At 53.6% G+C, this 18,281-nt stretch carries 14 protein-coding genes; 8 read left to right on the top strand and 6 right to left on the bottom strand.

The window, feature by feature from the left end; all coding sequences use genetic code 11:
• Window positions 1-43 precede the first annotated feature (43 nt).
• Together NP596_RS02415 and NP596_RS02410 are read right to left on the bottom strand one after the other, a co-directional pair.
• Window positions 44-1,141, bottom strand: a complete 1,098-nt coding sequence (locus tag NP596_RS02415; protein WP_256613615.1) for a hypothetical protein — start codon at window positions 1,139-1,141, stop codon at window positions 44-46.
• 149 nt (window positions 1,142-1,290) lie between these two features.
• Window positions 1,291-3,381, bottom strand: a complete 2,091-nt coding sequence (locus tag NP596_RS02410) for an IPT/TIG domain-containing protein (RefSeq protein ID WP_256613614.1) — start codon at window positions 3,379-3,381, stop codon at window positions 1,291-1,293.
• Window positions 3,382-3,548: 167 nt separating this feature from the next.
• Here NP596_RS02410 and NP596_RS02405 point away from each other — a divergent pair, with 167 nt between their 5' ends.
• From NP596_RS02405 to NP596_RS02380, 5 genes are all read left to right on the top strand, one after another.
• Window positions 3,549-3,770, top strand: coding sequence for a hypothetical protein (locus NP596_RS02405; RefSeq protein ID WP_256613613.1), 222 nt, complete (start codon window positions 3,549-3,551; stop codon window positions 3,768-3,770).
• Between the two features lie 147 nt (window positions 3,771-3,917).
• The gene (locus NP596_RS02395) at window positions 3,918-4,328 is read left to right on the top strand and encodes a transposase (protein WP_371927887.1); all 411 of its coding nucleotides are present in this window, start codon (window positions 3,918-3,920) and stop codon (window positions 4,326-4,328) included.
• Window positions 4,329-4,603: 275 nt separating this feature from the next.
• On the top strand, window positions 4,604-6,241 hold the full coding sequence (locus NP596_RS02390; RefSeq protein ID WP_256613611.1) for an alkaline phosphatase PhoX: 1,638 nt from the start codon (window positions 4,604-4,606) through the stop codon (window positions 6,239-6,241).
• Between the two features lie 48 nt (window positions 6,242-6,289).
• Window positions 6,290-6,886 carry a cohesin domain-containing protein gene (locus NP596_RS02385; protein WP_256613610.1) on the top strand — a complete coding sequence of 199 codons (597 nt, stop codon included), beginning with the start codon at window positions 6,290-6,292 and terminating at the stop codon, window positions 6,884-6,886.
• 101 nt (window positions 6,887-6,987) lie between these two features.
• Window positions 6,988-9,234, top strand: a complete 2,247-nt coding sequence (locus tag NP596_RS02380; RefSeq protein ID WP_256613609.1) for an Aq_1262 family (lipo)protein — start codon at window positions 6,988-6,990, stop codon at window positions 9,232-9,234.
• 107 nt (window positions 9,235-9,341) lie between these two features.
• Here the strand turns inward: NP596_RS02380 and tfpB are convergent, their stop codons facing one another.
• Together tfpB and NP596_RS02370 are read right to left on the bottom strand one after the other, a co-directional pair.
• Window positions 9,342-11,123: a type IV pilus assembly ATPase TfpB gene (tfpB, locus tag NP596_RS02375; RefSeq protein WP_256613608.1), complete on the bottom strand. Its 1,782-nt coding sequence runs from the start codon at window positions 11,121-11,123 to the stop codon at window positions 9,342-9,344.
• Window positions 11,124-11,193: 70 nt separating this feature from the next.
• Window positions 11,194-11,748, bottom strand: a complete 555-nt coding sequence (locus NP596_RS02370) for a response regulator (RefSeq protein WP_256613607.1) — start codon at window positions 11,746-11,748, stop codon at window positions 11,194-11,196.
• Window positions 11,749-11,802: 54 nt separating this feature from the next.
• Between NP596_RS02370 and NP596_RS02365 the strand changes: the two genes are divergently transcribed.
• Window positions 11,803-12,516: a DUF6901 family protein gene (locus tag NP596_RS02365; protein ID WP_256613606.1), complete on the top strand. Its 714-nt coding sequence runs from the start codon at window positions 11,803-11,805 to the stop codon at window positions 12,514-12,516.
• Between the two features lie 12 nt (window positions 12,517-12,528).
• Here the strand turns inward: NP596_RS02365 and nosR are convergent, their stop codons facing one another.
• Both nosR and NP596_RS02355 read right to left on the bottom strand, forming a co-directional pair.
• Complete coding sequence (gene nosR, locus NP596_RS02360; RefSeq protein WP_256613605.1) at window positions 12,529-13,821, bottom strand: response regulator c-di-GMP phosphodiesterase, NosR family; 1,293 nt, start codon at window positions 13,819-13,821, stop codon at window positions 12,529-12,531.
• A gap of 23 nt (window positions 13,822-13,844) precedes the next feature.
• On the bottom strand, window positions 13,845-15,590 hold the full coding sequence (locus NP596_RS02355; protein ID WP_256613604.1) for a bacteriohemerythrin: 1,746 nt from the start codon (window positions 15,588-15,590) through the stop codon (window positions 13,845-13,847).
• A 215-nt stretch (window positions 15,591-15,805) separates the two neighbouring features.
• On the opposite strand from NP596_RS02355, the gene ald reads away from it, so the two are divergent.
• The gene (gene ald, locus NP596_RS02350) at window positions 15,806-16,909 is read left to right on the top strand and encodes an alanine dehydrogenase (RefSeq protein WP_256613603.1); all 1,104 of its coding nucleotides are present in this window, start codon (window positions 15,806-15,808) and stop codon (window positions 16,907-16,909) included.
• A 197-nt stretch (window positions 16,910-17,106) separates the two neighbouring features.
• Complete coding sequence (locus NP596_RS02345; protein WP_256613602.1) at window positions 17,107-18,237, top strand: response regulator; 1,131 nt, start codon at window positions 17,107-17,109, stop codon at window positions 18,235-18,237.
• Window positions 18,238-18,281 lie beyond the last annotated feature (44 nt).

Genomic DNA, 18,281 nt, shown 5'->3' with positions numbered 1-18,281 from the left:
CAGATGCTGATTAATAACTAAGCCGCGGTTGCATCGAGCAGATTTATTGCTTGGAAATCGGTTTGCGTCGAGAGAAGCCCATAAAACCGGCCAAAACCGAACCGAATAGCCAGACGGACCCGGGTAAAGGGACTTGGGCGGGGAATTCGATAGGGCCGTTTAGATTGGCGGCGACCATTTGTTGACCCAGCAATCTGCCCACGTAAAGATCGATGTTGGCCGGGTCGTCTTGTAGGTCATCTTCGCAAGAGCCGGCCTCAACGCATTGGGCTTCATGTTCCGGATCGTAAGTGCCGGTGAAAGCGAAAAATTGATAGGTTCTCAACACTTGTTCCGCATCGGCGCCTACTTCTTGTAAACCGCTGTCCAGTTTGTTGTTGACGCCGTCGGGGTCATCCAGCCGGCGTTGCAGTAGTTTCCACTCCACCTCGACACCGTCGTTTTCCGCGTCGGCGATTTTATCCGGATTATCGGCCATCAGATCATCCAGGTTGGCCATGTGCTCCAGATCGAGTTCCGTTTTCATAACCTTGACCCAGACGGCGTCGGAAAACTTTTGATTGGCTTCGGGCGCTTCCGGGGCTTCCGGGGCTTCCATGACGAACTGCACTTGCGGAGCCGGTGCAGGCACGCCCGGTGCGGGAGCCGCCGGTTGTACCACGTTGATGATGGGGGCGCCGATCAGGTTAACCGCCGTGGCGCGGTTGCCCGCTTGGTCCAACCAAAAATAGCGGGATGCGGTTGGAGCGCCATTCAACGCCAAACCGAAGTGTTCGCAACCGTCAATAGTGATGCAGGAGTGGCCGCCGGTGTTGGTGATGGGAGATGTAAATGGGGCCGTGCTATGTATGCCGCCATCGAAATAACGGACAATAGTATTTCCGTTTACGGTGCTTATTTGACCTGATCCGTAATGCCAGTTATGAAAGGTGTAGAAATTGCCGTTGAAATTTGCAATGGAAGACGAATCGATACCTTCCAGTTCAATTTCGAAGCCATAATAGCTATCGGTGGTGGAGTCGTTAAAAACGTCGAAATTGCTCAAGGTGCCGAAGGTTGTGCTGGACATGGCTGTGTTAGCGCCGAATAGGCCTATGCCGCCCAGTAAAACGCCGACTAGGTTACGTTTAGTCTTATGCATAAATTTTCCTCATAAAAGTATTGGAGTGTGTTAAGAAGCGAGTTTAAGCCGCGAATTATTGGTAATTACTGCTTGAAGCCGCTCGTTTTGGATTGGGTAAATAATTGCCTCTTATGCGCATCCTTGCACCTAAGGGATTGTTTACCTTTTTAGTCGCCATCAGGTCCGTTGTGGCAAGTGTAACAACCAATCGGCTCGCCTTTTTTAACCGATTTGTTCCCCCATTCAGTCCGCCAGTTTCTGTCGACCCCCGCTTTCGATAACACTGAACCTCGTAAGTCGCCGCCGTGACAGGCTTTGCATTCCGCCGGGTTGCTCTTGTAAAACGCGGGATGGCCGTCTTCCTGTCCCCAACGGCTGTCGCCTACATTGTGCATACCATGCGGGCCGTTCAAGGTAAGCGGTAAGGTGTTGGCTTTGTGGCAGGCGGTGCATTCGCTGATGGTGCCGGCGTGGCCTTGCAGGTCTTTTGCGGCTATATCGTCATTCGGATGCCCGCTGTCGCTGGGCCATATGGCGTGAGTGCTGCCATGGCAGCCTTCGCAAGCTATACCGCCGTGCCCATTGCTGTATCGGAATAATTTATGGTCATTTTCCGCGAAGCGTTTATTGCCGGCCAGGAATGGGGATGCGGCTGGATCGTTGAGATCGTAAGCATGAATCAAACGGATACCGTCGCTGGCCAGAGTGGCCCCGGCAGGCGTCATGTGCTTGACGGCGTCGCCTGTGTGGCAGGATTGGCAACGCGGTTCATCGGTCCAGGCTTTACGGATTTGGTTGGCGGCCGGACTGGTTTGATCGATTGGACCGTTAGCGCGTAATGCATGCGCGCCGCCAACCGCGGCCATGCCCCCGTGGCAGTTTTGGCAGGTAACGGTTTCCGTCATGGCGCCGCGCAGGCATTTAGTTTCCGAACCTGGGTGGCATTGGTAGCAGGCTTGTTGGTCTGGAGCCGGGACGCCATTTAATTTGGTGTCAAGACCTGCAACCGGCGCGGGGCTGTCGAAAATCGCTTTGCCGTCCACTTCGGCCATCTTGTCGGCATGGTAATCGTGCATGACCTGAGACATCCATTTATGGCCGATTTGGTCCCCGGTGGGTTGGCCGTTACCCGCTAAGTCGAGTGCGGGCGAATAATGGCAACTGGCGCATAACACCGGCTTTTGGTTGGTTAGATTGGTGTTTTCATGATAGTCGTGCGCCAGTAAGACATTATTTCTGGATTGCACTTCCAGGTTGAGGTGGTTGGACCAAACAATATTAGGGTTATTGGCGGCGATTTTTCCGGTTGCATGGCAATTGCTGCAAGTCGTTTCATCCGATACCGGTACCACGATGTCGGTATGCGCCAATTCCAAGCTGGGATTACGGGCGTCATAAGCCGTTATTCTCAACATGGGGTAAGGGTTGTAATGGTTCACGTCGTCAATGGGGAAAATCGGGATGCCTTCGGCGGTAAACATACCCAAATGATCGCTCCAACCGAACACGGTATTGCCGGGAGCGGGTGCATCGGCAGGCATATACAGATTTTTGATACCTTGTCCCTTGCCCAAGTTAACCCCAAATAACAGTTCGGCATAACTAAGGTTTTTGGTGGGGTCCAAATCCCAGAAGTTGGTTTTGTTGAGTGAGGTAGAGTTAATCGATTTGTTGCTATCTTGGACGGGGGCATAGCGCAGAATGACGGTATTTTTATCCAGCAGTTGCGGTTTGCCGGAAGCATCCTGGCCCAGCACTTGAGCGTTGATGACGTTATAAGGAGGCAGGATGGAAAACACTGAAAAATCGTCGTCCACGCAATGCATGCCTAAGTCGTTATTGGCCAATATTTTAAAATTGCTCAGAAAAGTCGTACCGGATCCCGATCCTGAGTCTCCGGGCGTTGTTTGCACGTATTTGAAGGTTAGTTGGTTGCTGCGTTTTTCTTTGCTGGTCATCAGCTGCACGACCGCTTCTCCACTGCCCTTGGGGGCGGTAGTGACTATCCGAGTGTCGCTCCAAGAGGCGATTTTTTTCTCAGTCAGTTCGGTTTTGCCGAAATAAACTTTGCCTTTCCGGGGGCCGAAATGGGTGCCGGTGAGCGTGATTTTCTGCCCTTGTAAACCGCTGGAGGGGGATAACGATGATAGATGCGGAATGGAAGTCTTTTGGGATTTTTCATCGGCATAAGTAAGACCGACGGTAAAAAATAAGCAGAAAAGCCAGAAGGAACGAGAGATTTGAAGCGACCGATCCATAGCATTCTCCAACAGATTTTTAGTGTATTCTAATTGTTGGGCATGACGGTGCGCGGAGTCAAGTTAAAATCACATTAAAAATTATGGTATTTATAAGTATACCCCTCGCAAATCAAATTTTGGTTTAGAAGTATTGGTTAAGTAATTGATTTATATATAATCTGATCATGTCAAATCGTTGCTATCTAAGCCAAGCGGAACTCGACGAGCTGGAATATGAGCATCGCCATACCAGCGACAAGCGCTATGCGGATCGGCTCGCTGTGTACTTGCTCGGTAGTGGCTGGCAAGTCAGCCAAATGGCCCTGGCGCTGATGATAGACCGGGAAAGTGTGCGCAACCATCACACCCGGCAAAGCCGACGCCGAGAAGCAGCGCGCCTTCATTGAAACGTACAGCCAACTCAAGGCCGCCCAGCAGGCGGAAGACGGGCTCTACTTCATGGATGCCACCCATCAGCACCACAATCCGATCGCCGCCTACGGCTGGATCAAGCGCACGAGATTCGCAGCAACACGGGCCGGTAACGGCTCAATATCAATGGCGTCATCGACTGCAATGATCTCAGTGCCATCGTCCGCTATGACGACACCATCAATGCCCAATCGACGATCAAGTTGTTTCAACAAATCGAGGCCCAAAACCCCGAAGCTGGCCGGATTCAAATCATTTGCGACAATGCCCGTTATTACCGGTCTCAGCTCATGCCGGACTATCTGGAACACGCCAAAATCGAACTGGTTTTTCTGCCACCTTATGCGCCCAATCTCAACTTGATCGAGCGATTTTGGAAGTTCTTCGAGAAAACCGTGCTGTACGGGCACTACTACGAAACGTTTCCTGAATTTAAAGCCGCCTGCGACCAATTTTTCACCGGCTTGGATCAATACCACGACTCCCTGCGCTCACTATTGACCGATCGCTTCCAGATCATCGGTCAGGGATGACTGCCGAAATTTGAGGTGCGGTAGGTATACCTCTGTTTCAAACCCGAAATAGACAAGTAATAGTGTCAATGCCGCGAACGAAAGACTGGCATTGATGTTCCGAATGAACTGTTCCGTTAACCGAAAGAGCTTGTAGGACATTTCATACAAATTTAACACTGCGGTAACGTTTTGTTTATGTGAGCCGGATAGCATTATCGACGCCGGTTCCGAGAATCGGTGCTGGGCTAAAGACCGTAACCCGACTCATTTATGCGATCCTTCAGGAGGGATTAATGAACAAAACCTTACTAGCCGCCGTGATTGGCATGGTGTGCGCAAATGCTTACGCCATCGATCCGTTTACGCCGTTGACGGCTTCCGCCACATCCGGCAACACCAACGAAAACACCAACCCGTTCAAATTGCCGGCCGGTTGGATGCAAACCGAAGTGACCGATGTAAATGCCATGAACGCCTTTTTCGGCGGCAGTTACCCCAGCACTTTTAGAGCGTGGGACATGCTGGACATCGGCGGCGCCAACCACGAATTTATCTACATTCCTCACGAAGTACAACAGGGTGCCGGCGTTACCCGCTACAACCGCGATAACGGTACCGCCGCGATTTTGCTGCAAGGCAACAATACCGGTATCTTTCAATCCAATCCAGCGTCCTGGAGCGCAACGAGCGACGATTTCGGCGCTTTGGATCCTGCCGTGCTGACGCCTTGGAACACCTTGTTGACCGGCGAAGAGTGGGCGGGCAACGGCCGCTTGTTCGAAATGCTGAATCCGGAAACCGCAACCGGCCTGGCGGATGCCAACTGGCGCTGGTTGAGCAGCATTCCATCCGTGTCGCATGAAGGCTTGAAATTCGATGCCGCCGGCAATCTGTATTTTGTCGACGAAGACAACTCCGGTTCCATCTACAAATTCGTGCCTAAAGTCGCCGGCGATCTGAGCGTTGGCCAAACGTTCGTCTTGAAAGTGACCGCTTATGCCGGTAATCCATCAACAACCTGGAATAACGCTGCTAATGCCGGTCAACCGCGCACCGGCGAAGCGACCTGGGTTGCCATCACCGACGCCGACGGCAATAAAACCACCAATGCCGACCCGTTCAGCTTTACCACCCGCGGCGGCCGCGCGGCGGCGGACGAAGTGACCGGTACGCCTTATGGCCGTCCGGAAGATTTGCATTTCGGCAAATTGGGCAACGACCATGAAGTGCTGTATGTCGCTACCACCAGTGAAGCAGCTGTCTATTCGATCGAGTTGAACCCCAACGGCGACAGCGATAGCAGCGATGCTCACGTACGTTTGTTCGCCAAGGGCGGCGTAACGCCGAACTCCAACGGCGCGATCGTGCCCGCCGGTAGCCAGTCTACTTACGGATTGGGATCGCCCGATAACCTCTACGTCGATGCAGACGGCAAGGTCTACATCATCGAAGACCAAAATCCGGGCGACATCTGGATGGCGACCGACGCCGACAAAGACGGCGTGGCCGAGAAAATGGACATGTTCGCCAGCTTGGGGCCCTTCGGTTCCGAACCGACCGGTTTCATGGCCGATCCGCGCGGCGGCTTCCTGACTATGGTTCAACATCCGTCTTCCAATAACGATGCCTTGTGGTCGATTCAAGCCGACACCGACGGCGACAATCTTGCCGACAGCCAGGACAACTGCAGCGCGGTAGCCAACGCTAATCAACGCGATACCAACAACGACGGTTACGGCAATATCTGCGACGCCGACTTGAACAACGACGGTATCGTCAACCAGGCCGACGCCGGCATTTTCCGCGGCGCGTTCGGCTCGACCAATGCCGATGCCGATTTTAACGGCGACGGTATCGTTAACCAAGTGGATAACGGCATTTTCCGTAGTCTGTTCGGCGCCGAGCCCGGCCCTTCCGGTACTGCTCAGTAAGACTGGATTCAAGTCGATTATTAACGATTTAAACACGAGGACTTTTAAATGAAATTTGTAGCAAAATTGTTGTCTGCGTTGGCATTTGCCGGCTTGATGGCTTCTTCGTCAGCGTCGCAAGCCGCAATCATCTCCTTTACCCCCGATAACGCTTCCGTTGCCGCAGGCGACACCATCCAGATCAAACTGGTGGGCAGCGACTTCAGCAACGGTACTTACGGCGGCGGCTTGAGCGTTTCCTGGGATGCCAGCCTGTTGTCGTTGCAAAGCTACGACACCAGCGTCTTCCCTGGCGACTTGGGTTTGGCCGATGTCGGCGTCAATACCGTGGTCGATAACAATGCCGGTACCCTGAGCAACCTGAGCGTTGCCAGCTTCTTCGACGGCGCGCCAAATGCTTCATTCGACATCGCGGTGTTGACCTTCAAAGGTCTGGCGGCCGGTACTTCGGCCTTGCAAGCATCCTTGGGTCAATTCACCAGCGGTTTCGACAACGTCTGGACCGACTACAACAACGACGTTATCAGCCTGCAGTTCGCGCCTTCCAGCCTGAACGTCACCGCGGTTCCTGTGCCAGGCGCGGCCTGGTTGTTCGGCAGCGTATTGCTGGGCGGCCTGGGCGCGGTTCGCCGCCAACGCGCGTAATCGCAAGCGTTTCGGCTTAGCCAAACCGGCGGTTCCACGGTGCAATGCCGTGGAACTGCTTTTTTGTTGTTGATATTCAAATTATGTTCGAAGGTGTCGTGATGAACGGGCTAAAGAAAAATCTCGGAACGCTGGCGGTCATTGCCGGCTTGTTGATGGCGGATGTGTGGATATTGGTGCCGGCTTTCGCCGAAGAGTTACCGCTGTACCAGCAAATTCTGAACCGATTGAAAACCGACCCCGACGTGGTATTGCCGTGGCTGCCCGCAGCCCAGGATACCGAAACCATGTACAACCGCGAAGCGCCGATTCCGCCGCAGTGTTATACCGATACCGGCGGCGAGCATAATCCCTGCTATGCCTGCCATCAAAATGCCATACCCGGCCGCGAAAACACCATGAACGACCACGACCTGCAAGAAGCGTACAGTTTTAGCGACGCCGGTCTGACCAATCACTGGAGCAACCTGTTCGAGGCCCGCAGCGAGCGCGTCGGCCAGATCAGCGATGCCGAGATTCTGGATTACATCGATCAAGACAATTATTCCGACTTGGCGGCGCGCTTGACCGCCGCCGGGTTTACCGGCTGGAAACCCGATCTGGCCAATCTGGCCGAAGGCGCGGCCGCGTTCGACGAAGAAGGTTTTGCCAAAGACGGCAGCTGGTGGGTGGCCTTCAGCTACAAACCGTTGCCCAGCACCTTTTGGCCGACCCAGGGTTCCACCGACGATGTGATGATCCGCCTGCCGGCGGAATTTTATAAAAAAGCCGACGGCAGCGTGTCGCGCGATGTCTATAAAGCCAATCTGGCGATTCTGGAAGCCAATATCAAAGGCTATGCCAAAATCGGCTCCTGGCCGATCGATGAGCAGGCTGTCGGGGAAGATTTGAACGATGACGGCCAACTGAGCGTGGTCAACGAAGTCTCCGCCAATCGTCCGCATTATGTCGGCGCCGCCCATCAAACCGATTTGATCCCGCATGTCTACCCGCTGAATACCGAGTTTTTGCATACCGTGCGTTATGTCGGCGTCAAGCCGGACGGTTCGATTTATAACGCCCGCCACATGAAGGAAGTGCGCTATATGAAGCGCCGCATCCAGAGCCGCCATTTTCAGCTCAATCATTATTACGAAGAAGAAAACCTGGAAAAAGAGCAGGGGTCCTTGCCCAGTTACAAGAATTTCGGCCATGAGGGCTTGAGCACCAATTTCGGCTGGAACATCACCGGTTTTCTGGAAAACAAGGAAGGTAAACTGCGCTGGAATACCTTCGAGGAAAACGCGTTCTGCATGGGTTGCCATTCCACGATCGGCTCGACGATAGACAAGACCTTCAGTTTCCCCCGCAAAGTAGACGGCGCCGCCGGCTGGGGTTATATCAATCTGCGCGGCATGCCGGACGCGCCGAATCTCGGCGAAACCCTGGGCGAGGTGGCGACGTATTTGCAACGGGTCGGCGGCGGCACCGAATTCCGCAGCAATCCGGAGCTGGAATCGCGCTTTTACCATGCCGACGGCAGCCTCAATACCGTGGCGCTGGCCAGCGCCAGCGACTTTTACGAGTTGGCGGCGCCGTCGCCCGAACGCGCCTTGCTGCTGAATAAAGCGTACAAAGCCATCGTCGAGGAGCAGGACTTTATCTTCGGCCGCGACGCCTCCGTCACGCCGCCGGAACGGGTGCTGGAATCGGTGGATAACGATACCTCGCCGACATTGCCGCCGGAAAAACAGCACGAGTGGAATATCGTGCTGGATTGGCAAGCGGCGGCCCGGGCGCTGTGCAATTATGGCGGCGACGTGGATTTTCATCAGCTGAACGCAGCGCACAGGGTGGTACTGGCCGGCAAGGAAACCGGCAAGTTCAACCGCGTCTGCGCCGGCGGCACCGTAACCTTGAGCGGCGATTTACAGGTCGAACTGGCGCAGGGTTATCTGCCGCAACCGGGCGACAGCTTCGAAATCGTCAAGGCGGGCCAAGGCGTCAACGGCCAATTCGCCGGCGTGCAACTGCCTGCTTTGACCCAAGGCCAGTTCAAGCTGAAAACCAATTCCGGCGGCGTGGTCTTATTTGTGGTCCAGGACAGCGACGGCGACGGCGTCAACGACGACGAAGACAATTGCAGTCAGGTGGCCAATGCCAACCAGCGCGATAGCAACGGCGACGGCTTCGGTAACGCTTGCGACGCCGATCTGAACAACGACGGCATCGTCAACCAAGCCGATACTGGCCTGTTCCGCTCGGCTTTTGGTTCGACCAACGCGGATGCCGACTTCAACGGCGACGGCCGGGTCGATCAACGCGATGCGGCGATTATGCGCGCGGCATTCGGCAAGGCGCCGGGCTAGTGCCGCCGGTGCCCAAGTAACGTTCGTAAGGCTCGGCCTCTCCCGGGGAACCGTCATGGCAGCATGCTGGGTTTTGGGGGAGGCCGAGAATTGCGTTATTGACGGGATTATAAATCTATCCGTTCCGGGGCCACGCGCATGACTTCCTCGATAGTGGTGATGCCGGCGGCGACTTTTTCGGCGCCGCTCAAACGCAGCGGCCGCATGCCTTCCTTGATGGCCTGTCTTTGTAATTGGTTGACATCGCAACCCTCTACGATGATTTTTTGCAAAGTGGCGCTGTTTTCGAAAATTTCATAAATACCGATACGGCCGGCAAACCCGGTGTTGCGGCATTCCTTGCAGCCGACGGCCCGGTAAATTTTCTTGGGGGCGGCCACTTTAAACGGTGCCGTCAAGGCTTGCCACTGCTGCGGGTCCGGCACAACGGCGGTTTTACAATGGCACAGCACCCGGATCAAGCGTTGCGCCATGATGCCCAGCACGGTTTGCTGGATCAAATACGACGGTACGCCGATATTGAGCAAACGGGTCACCGCCGCCGGTGCATTGTTGGTATGCAGGGTGGAGAACACCAGATGGCCGGTTAACGACGCCTGGACGGCCATTTCGGCGGTTTCCATGTCGCGGATCTCGCCCACCATGATGATGTCCGGGTCTTGCCGCATCAACGTGCGGATGCCGCTGGCAAAGTCCAGGCCGATATTGGCTTGCACCTGCATTTGATTGAATGCGGGTTCGATTTGCTCGATGGGGTCTTCGACGGTACACAGGTTGATTTCCGGCGTGGCCAGCCGTTTCAAGGTGGAGTACAGCGTAGTGGTTTTGCCGGAACCGGTGGGACCGGTCACCAGGATGATGCCATGACTCTGGCTGGTCATGTGGTTCCAAATCTGCAATTCCTGCTTGTTGAATCCCAGTTGCTCGTAATCGCGCAACAGCACGTCCGGATCGAAAATCCGCATCACCAGCTTTTCGCCGAAGGCGGTCGGCATGGTGGACATGCGCAGTTCGATTTCCTTGCCGGCCGAGCTTTGAGTCTTGATGCGGCCGTCTTGCGGCAGGCGTTTTTCGGCGATATTCATGCGGCCCAAAATCTTTAGCCGGCTCAAGACGGCGTTCATGATGTTCTTGGGTAATTGATACACTTGGTGCAGTACGCCGTCGATACGGAAGCGGACATTGCTTTGCAGGCGGCGCGGCTCGATGTGGATGTCGCTGGCGCGCTGGTCGAAGGCGTATTGCAGCAGCCAGTTGACCAGATTCACCACGTGCTGATTGTTGGCGTCCAGATCGGCATTTTTGCTGAGTTCGATCAGCTGTTCGAAATTTTGTACCGAGCTGCCGTCCGGTTGGCCGGTTTGATGGCTAGCGCCTTTTAACGAACGGGAAAAATTATAAAACTCATCCACGTAGCGCTTGATTTCATCCGGATTGGCAAACACGCAGCGGATTTTTCCGTTATGCATTTTGGCTAAATCCTGTTGCCAGGATTGCACAAACGGTTCGGCCGTGGCGACGACCACTTCGTCGTCGGTGATTTTGATCGGCAAAATGTTGTAATTGCCCGCGTACGCTTTGCTGAATACCGTCGTAACCTTGGATACGTCTATACGTAACGGGTCGAAGTAGTAATAGGGCGTCTTGAGTTTTTTAGCCAGCCATTGCGTCAGGTCTTCCTGGGTCAGCAGTTTGCCCAAGGCCGAACGATCGGCCAATTCGCACTCGGCCAGGATTTTCAGCGGATGTTTATGTTTGTTGATGCCGGCTTGCGCGTATTGGCGGCATTTTTTAAGATCCGCCGCGGATAACATGCCGTCGGCCTCCAACCAGGCGATGATTTGCGCTATATCCAGTTTTTGGTCTTCGGTCGTGCTTTCTTCAGGCATCGGGCGGAATAGTTTTATAAGTAGGCTTTTAGCTAGGGGCGTATTTTAAAGCGAAGCGGAAAATCGGCTGTTAAAGCTTAAAATCGTCATCCAGTTCCGATTCATCCAGAATGATGGAGCCGTCCGGCGCCCAATTGACTTTGGTAATACCGGGTTCCTCTGCTTCCAAGGCTTTTAAAATGGCATCCTGTTCGTTCAACTTGGCTTGTTGTTGCCTGACTTGGTCGGCAAGCGCCTTGTTTTCCTGTAATATCCGTTTTAATTCAAGGCCTTTTTCCACGGCATTGATAATTTCCAGGTTATTCCAGGGTTTGTTGATAAAGCGGAACACACCCAGCGTGTTGATGGCATTTTGCGCGGCTTCAAGGTCGGCATAACCGGTGACGATGATCCGAATGGCGTCCGGTTGAATCGCCATGAATTTTTCCAGAAATGCGATGCCGTCCATTTCAGGCATGCGGTAATCGGAAATGACAATATCGAATTGGGTTCCCAGGGCATGCGCCAGACCTTCGGAGCCGCTGTTGGCGGCGGTAACGGTATAATTTTTCAATACACGGCCGAGCGCCTTGAGTATATTGGGTTCGTCATCGACGAGCAAAACGTGGGCGGGTTCATTGTTCATGGTAGTGACGAGTTTATTTTTCTATAACTTATAGCATAAATTAAAATGATGGCCATGGAACATTCCGACCAATCAAGCTGGGTGTTTTTATACAAATTATCGTTTGTTGACGGTAACCGCCTGGAATTTCCGATACATATCGATAAAGCCAGCAACAGCTTTATCCCGTCCGCGCAAAATCCCGCTCCCGCTTGGGCTGCATTGGATTACCAGCAGTGCGGCAATTGCCCGCTGTCGAAAAGCGAGGTGCCGCTTTGCCCGGTGGCGGCCAATTTGGTGCCGCTGATCGAATTGTGCGGCTCGATGAAGTCCTATCAAACCGTGAGTCTGGAGGTTGCGACGCCGGAGCGCACCATTAGCGGAGAGACGACCGTACAGCGGGTGATCAGTTCGATACTGGGTCTGATCATCGCCACCAGCGCCTGCCCGCATACCGAGTATTTTAAACCGATGGCGCGGTTTCATTTGCCGCTTGCCAGCGATGAGGAAACCATCTACCGCACCACGTCCACGTTTTTGTTGGCGCAGTATTTTTTATACCGGGACGGCAAACCCTACACTCTGGAACTGGAGCAGCTCACGCAGATATACAAGGAATTGCAAATCATCAACCGGGCTCTGGCGCGCCGTTTGAAAGCGGCGATTAGCGAGGATGCGGCCGTCAATGGCATCATCCTGCTGGATTTATTGACGCAATCGGTTGCCTGGTCCATCGAGGAAGGCTTGGAAGGAATTCGCTACCTATTCAAGCGCTACGGGGTTGAATAAGCCGGCCAAGGTTTAAACGCGCACCCGCAAAACCAAGTCTTTACTATGCCTGCGCATTTCCAGGATTTTCTCGATTTGGCTGTGGCTTAAGATCTGGTCCTTTAAATACAGCATGCCGTTGTGGATGATTTCAACCGCTTCCATGCCCGGTTGCAATTGGGTCCAGGAAATGTCGATCACCGGGCGCTCGTCCTCGCTTTGCGATTCCGACAGCAAGGCCAGAAACAGATCGACAACGGCGGGATCGTAGAGGCTGCCTTTTTTCCGCGACAAGCGCTTCTTGGCGTTGTCCGTGCTTAACGATGCGCCGGTGATAAAGCCGTCCAGGCTGCTGATATAGTCGCGCACCACGGCTAAAATTCTTGATCCCAAGGGGATCTGGCTGCCCGATAAGCCATGCGGTTCGCCGGAACCGTCGAAATTTTCGTGCTGGTAAAGGATCAGCTCGGCCGCATTTTTGAGCTGGTCGATGCCGCTCAATAAATTGCTGCCTTCCTGGCCGTGATGCAGGAAACGCTTCCTGCCGGCCAGCGTCATGTCGGTCAACGGTTGTCTGAGTAAATCGTCCGGCAAGCTGATTTTGCCGATTTGCAGCAGCAGGCCGGCATACAGAATATCCTTGACGTCGTCGTCGGCCATATTCAGGCGTTGGGCCAACTCTTTGGCGTTTTCGGCTATGTATTTGGAATGGCCGCTTTTGATGCCGGGGCGCATTTCAATGATGCGGGCAAAGGTTTTAATGGTGTTGTTGAATTGTTTCTTTAACGCATTATGGGCGTTATCGATTTTTTGCAGCGAGAGTCTGACCTGCTCGGTACGCAGCTGGACCTTGGTTTCCAGTTGGTCGTTTAAGGTTTTCAGTTCCTGATTTTGCTGTTCGATAATCGCAAACAGCTGCCGGCGTTCGTCCAGCAGGCGTTTTTGTTCCAGGGCGTTATTGACCAGGATTTTCAGCTCGTTGTCTTCCCACGGCTTGCTGCAATAACTGTAAATTTTGCCTTTATTGACCGCGTTGATGGTGGATTCCATGTCCGCATAACCGGTCAATAAAATCCGGATAGTCTCGGGCCAGTGTTCGGCGGCCCGGGATAAAAATTCCGCGCCGTCCATTTGCGGCATGCGCATGTCGGATATGATCAAATCGACCGGCGTTTCGGCCAGGATCCTTAAGCCTTCCTCGCCGTTTTCCGCCAACAAAATAGTGTATTCCGCGCCCCGAAACAGCCGTTTCAGGGATTTGAGTATGTTGGGTTCGTCGTCTACAAACAGCAGGGTAGGCGGCTGTATCTGAATGGTTGCGCTCATGGCGGTCGGGTCCCTGTGCTAATTTATGGGATAGGTAAGGAGACTCTGAATTTAGTCCCTTTACCCTCGGCGGATTGCAAATCAACCTTGCCTTGATGGTCCTGAATGATTTTATACGATAGCGACAAACCCAGTCCGGTGCCCTTACCGACCGGTTTGGTGGTAAAAAAGGGGTCGAATATTTTGGACTGAATGGCTACCGGTATGCCTTTGCCGGTGTCTTCCACCTCAAACCAAACCCAGTTCGGTTCGTAACCGGTACGGATGTAAATTTTGCCGAATTCCTCGATGGCCTGGGCGGCATTGACCAATAGATTTAAAATCACCTGATTGATTTGGCTGCCGACGCAGACAAACGGTTTAACGCCGGCATATTCTTTGACGACTTCCGCTTTGTATTTGATTTCGTTGCTAACGATATTCAACGTGGCGTCGATACCGGCCTCCAGATCGAACGGACTTTTGTCCTGCTTATCGATTCGGGAAAAATCGCGTAAATCCTGGACGATTTTTTTGGCCCGGGTCGCGCCTTCCAAGGCTTCCTGGACCAGGTCGGGAATATCGTCCTTCATGAAATCCAGGTCGGCCGATTGTTGCAGCCGCAGAAACTCCACGACGGCCGGGTCATCGGCGGGCAGATGCGCTGCCAAGCGTTGGCCCGATTCTACAATGTTTAGCAAATCCTGAATGTATTGTTTTAAGGTATTCAGATTGGAATAGATGTAACCGAGAGGATTGTTAATTTCGTGCGCCACCCCGGCGGCCAACTGGCCCAAGGAAGCCATTTTTTCGGATTGCACAAGATGGCTTTGTACTTCTTTTAATTGCTGGTTCAATTCAACTTGTTGATTTTTCTCGTCTTCAAGGTGCTGGTTCACTTCCCGCAATTGTTCTGTGCGTTGATCGACCAGGATTTCCAGATGGGCTTCCGCCTGTTTCTGCAGGCTGATGTCCATGCCGAAGCCCATCAACCCGGCCACATGCCCGTTTGCCCTGATGCGCGGGACGATTTTTTCCAGCATCCAGAAGGTGCCTTTCTCGCCCCGGTTCAGACGGTATTCTATTTGTTGTTCGCAAAGTTCAGTGCTGGCTTTTTGGTATGCCTGTTTAACCAGCTCGATATCGTCGGGGTCGATGGCGCTATGCCAGTTGTCCATGGTGATTTTTTGCTTGGGCAGGCCGAAAATTTCCACCCAGAACCGGTTGCAAAAAATGGGGATATGTTGGGTGTTGGTGATCCAGATCAGGGCCGGCAACTGGTCGGCCAGTTCCTTGAAACGGTTTTCGCTTTCCCGCAAGGCCAAATAAAGGTTGCTGTGCATGATGTCGGCTTGCTGTTTGCGCAGCTCGATATCGTTAATCGCCGGGGCTCGGCTCAGCGCCAGCGCCATTTGTTTGTCCGAATACAAGATATGGTCCATCAGCCAGGCGACCAGAAACTCCAACAACACGCTCGAAACCGTATCCGGATTGTCGATGGCCATCGTCCGCTCTTGAGTGACCTTTTCGATGAATTCGTCGTGTTCGAGTTTATGTTTTTTATACTGGGCCGCATCGTAGCCGCTTTGTTGCATCAGCTGTTCTTCTTCCTGAAAGTGGTATTGCGTGTAATCGATCAACTCGTCGACCAGCTGCAGGATTTTTTTGTATTTGTAACCCAAGGCCACGGCTTCATCCAGCTGATTCAGGATGTCGACCAACTTTTGATGTTGTTTATCTACGTTCGTTATTCCAACATTGAGTTGGTCATTCCAAGTGATAATGGTCATAGTGCTAACTTGAGAAAAATACGGAATTCGGCGGCAAAGCGGAGGGTGCCCATGCGATATTGCCGTTAGAGCCGGATCATACACGCAACCGGCCCAACTTATAAACCAGGATGAATCAAACTGTTTCGCCATACGGCAATTGACAGCCCAAAGTGGCTTGGCAATACTGCGGAAACGGCTTGTGCCGCTTACTGACTCATTAGGAGTGTCAATTCATGAAAATAGGTCTGATAAAAGAGATCAAAAGCGAGGAATACCGGGTGGGATTAACGCCGGAGGGCGTCGCGGCGTTGGTTGCCCGCGGCCATCGGGTCTCGGTCGAGACGTCGGCGGGGGTGGGCTCCGGATTTAGCGATTCGGATTATCAACGCGCCGGCGCGGACATCGTCGGCGTCGAGCAGGCATGGGACAGGGAGTTGGTCATCAAGGTCAAGGAGCCCGTCGAAGCCGAGTACGGGTACCTGAAACAGCAAATTGTGTTTACTTACTTTCACTTGGCGGGTGTGCCCAAAGCGCTCACCGAAGCGTTATTGAGCGGTAAAACCACCGCGGTGGCCTACGAAACGCTGGAAGACCGGCAAGGCCGCTTGCCTTTGCTGGCGCCCATGAGCGCGGTCGCCGGCAATATGGCGGTGCAAATGGGCTGTCATTATCTGGCGCGCTGTAACGGCGGCAAAGGCGTGATGCTGGGTTCGGTGTTGGGTAAGCGCCACGGCAATGTCCTGATCGTCGGCGACGGCGTGGTCGGCAGTCATGCGGCGCGCACGGCGGCCGGTTTGGGCGCCAATGTAACGGTGGCGGGCTTATTTCCGGAAAACGCGGCCCGCTTGCAACGCGAGATATCCCCGGACATCGGCTTCATTATTTCCGACCCGGCGACTATTGCCGAACATGTGAAAAATGCCGATTTGGTAGTGGGCGCGGTACTGATACACGGCGCGCGGGCGGCGCATGTGGTCACCGAAAAAATGGTGCAAACCATGCAGCCCGGCTCGGTGGTTGTGGATGTCAGCATCGACCAGGGCGGTTGTATCGAAACCGCGAATGCCACTACCCATCTTGCCCCGGTTTACGAACAATACGGGGTCATACATTATTGCGTCAGCAATATGCCCGGCGCCTATCCCCGTACCGCCACCATGGCGCTAACCGACGCAACCTTGCCTTATGTGTTGAAATTGGCCGACCAGGGGCTGGCGGCGCTGTCTCAAGACCCCGGTTTCGCTAAAGCGTTAAATACGCATCAAGGTTTTATTACCTGCCAACCCGTGGCGGACGCGTTAGCGTTGGCCGATCGATACAAGGCCTATCCCGCGTAGTTGGCGAGGCCCTGGCAGCGCTTTCGGCACAACCGGTTTCGCATTTTTAAAATACTTACTGTTATCCGGGTTGCAAAAATCGATATGTCCGGTATTTTCGAGTGCTTCATCTACAAAGCGGCCGCCGGTTAATTGATATGATGGCCGGGATCGGCGGCCGTTTGCCCCGCGTTTGCCTTATGCCCCTGGAGAACTTGATGTCCGACAACCCCTTCCGTATTTTTGTAGTGGATGACGATAATTTGCAGCGCATGATCGTAACCGACCATTTGCAAGGCCATGATTATCGAATTCATGAATTCGGCGGCGGCGCCGAATGTCTGGCGGCAATGGACCTGCAACCCAATCTGATCTTGTTGGATATCGAAATGCCGGGGCAAAGCGGGCTTGAAACCTGCCGTGCGTTACGCGCCGAGGGTTACGACGAGGTACAAGTGGTTTTTGTCTCCGCGCATGACGACCTGGAAACATTGATGGCGGCTTTCGAAGCGGGCGGTAACGATTTTATCCCCAAAAATGCCGCTAAGGATGTACTGCTGCGCAAGGTCGAAATAGCCATCGAGGCCGAAGAGCAAAAACACCAGTTGCAGCAACAATTGTCGTATGCGCAAAAAACGGCCTTTACGGCCATGTCCAGCCTGGGCGAAACCGGGTTGGTGTTGCAGTTTCTCCGCTCATCGTTTCAGTGTTTAAATCTGCGGGCACTGGGGGATTTGCTTATAGAGACGATGGACCAATTTGGCCTGCATGTCTTGGTTAAATTGAGCGACGCCGGCGAGGAGCACTTTTTCCGTTCCGATACAACGTGCACCGAACTGGAAAAATCCATTTTGGGTTATGCCGCCAAATTGGGGCGCATCAGTCAGACCGGTGACCGGCTGGCCATGAATTATCCCAACATTACCTTGTTGGCGACCGGTCTGGATACCGAAGATCCGGAATTGATAGGCCGCTTACGCGATCATTTGGCCACCATTGCCGAAGGGGTCGGGGTGCGGATCGATGCCATGGCCAGGGAACAGGAGCGTTTGCGGCAAGCCAATGCACGCATGGCGGGAATTAAGGAACTGGTGGATTTGATTGCTGAAATCGAGACGCACCAAGCCAGCAACCACAGCCAATTGGAAAAATTGATCGAGCTGCATCGGCTGCAAATGGAGGAGGCTTTTGTGTTCTTGGCTTTGACCGATAGCCAGGAATTGCAATTGCACGGCATCGTGGATGAGCTGGTCACGCAAGTAGAGGCGCTTTTTGTCAAGGACAATTTGTTAGCTTTACGGTTGAGCGGCATCGTGGACAAACAACAGCAGCTGTTAAAGTCCGAATGAATAGGCCTTTTGTTTGGCGCGGTTGGCAGTCGTTTTGACGATGC

The sequence above is a fragment of the Methylomonas rivi genome (assembly GCF_024505165.1).
Lineage (GTDB): Bacteria > Pseudomonadota > Gammaproteobacteria > Methylococcales > Methylomonadaceae > Methylomonas > Methylomonas rivi.
The sequence above is the reverse complement of the archived record's forward strand: the minus strand, read 5'-3'. Positions and strand labels throughout refer to the sequence as shown.

Bases quoted from the DNA above. Each gene is read 5' to 3' on its own strand.
- NP596_RS02415 (WP_256613615.1), bottom strand. From the start codon at position 1,141: ATGCATAAGACTAAACGTAACCTAGTCGGCGTTTTACTGGGCGGCATA.
- NP596_RS02410 (WP_256613614.1), bottom strand. From the start codon at position 3,381: ATGGATCGGTCGCTTCAAATCTCTCGTTCCTTCTGGCTTTTCTGCTTA.
- NP596_RS02405 (WP_256613613.1), top strand. From the start codon at position 3,549: ATGTCAAATCGTTGCTATCTAAGCCAAGCGGAACTCGACGAGCTGGAA.
- NP596_RS02390 (WP_256613611.1), top strand. From the start codon at position 4,604: ATGAACAAAACCTTACTAGCCGCCGTGATTGGCATGGTGTGCGCAAAT.
- NP596_RS02385 (WP_256613610.1), top strand. From the start codon at position 6,290: ATGAAATTTGTAGCAAAATTGTTGTCTGCGTTGGCATTTGCCGGCTTG.
- NP596_RS02380 (WP_256613609.1), top strand. From the start codon at position 6,988: ATGAACGGGCTAAAGAAAAATCTCGGAACGCTGGCGGTCATTGCCGGC.
- tfpB (WP_256613608.1), bottom strand. From the start codon at position 11,123: ATGCCTGAAGAAAGCACGACCGAAGACCAAAAACTGGATATAGCGCAA.
- NP596_RS02370 (WP_256613607.1), bottom strand. From the start codon at position 11,748: ATGAACAATGAACCCGCCCACGTTTTGCTCGTCGATGACGAACCCAAT.
- NP596_RS02365 (WP_256613606.1), top strand. From the start codon at position 11,803: ATGGAACATTCCGACCAATCAAGCTGGGTGTTTTTATACAAATTATCG.
- nosR (WP_256613605.1), bottom strand. From the start codon at position 13,821: ATGAGCGCAACCATTCAGATACAGCCGCCTACCCTGCTGTTTGTAGAC.
- NP596_RS02355 (WP_256613604.1), bottom strand. From the start codon at position 15,590: ATGACCATTATCACTTGGAATGACCAACTCAATGTTGGAATAACGAAC.
- ald (WP_256613603.1), top strand. From the start codon at position 15,806: ATGAAAATAGGTCTGATAAAAGAGATCAAAAGCGAGGAATACCGGGTG.
- NP596_RS02345 (WP_256613602.1), top strand. From the start codon at position 17,107: ATGTCCGACAACCCCTTCCGTATTTTTGTAGTGGATGACGATAATTTG.